This is a genomic window from Marinobacter halodurans, assembly GCF_004327985.1.
GTDB classification, from domain to species: Bacteria; Pseudomonadota; Gammaproteobacteria; order Pseudomonadales; family Oleiphilaceae; genus Marinobacter_A; species Marinobacter_A halodurans.
In genome coordinates, this window is the sequence record NZ_SJDL01000200.1 from 1 (window position 1) to 452 (window position 452).

At 61.5% G+C, this 452-nt stretch carries 1 protein-coding gene; it reads left to right on the forward strand.

From position 1 onward, the window contains the following. The coding region (locus EZI54_RS24105; protein WP_423227020.1) for a bacteriophage T4 gp5 trimerisation domain-containing protein at window positions 1–452 on the forward strand (452 nt) is incomplete at both ends.

A 452-nucleotide genomic window follows, 5' to 3' on the forward strand; every position in this document is an offset into this window, starting at 1 on the left:
ATCATCACCGGCCGCACCTACCACGCGTCCAACACACCGCCCTACGCGCTGCCGGAACACAAGACCCGAACCACCTTAAAGACCCAGACCCACAAAGGGGACGGCTCCAACGAACTGCGCTTCGAAGACGAAGCGGACAGGGAACAGATCTACGTCCACGCCCAGAAGGACCTGGACCTGCTGACCGAAAACGACCGCACCGAGGTGGTCCACCACAACAGCCACCTGACCGTCGACAACGACCGCTACGCCCACATCCAGGCCAACGACCACAGCACCGTGGATGGGGAAAAGCGGGAGAAAATCGGAAAGGACATGAGCCTGACGGTCGGCGGTACCCACCACAGCAAACAGGGCAAAGCCCAACTGGTGGAAGCGGGCACCGAGATCCACCACAAAGCGGGTATGAAGATCGTCGTCGAGGCCGGCGCCGAAATCACCCTCAAGGCCGG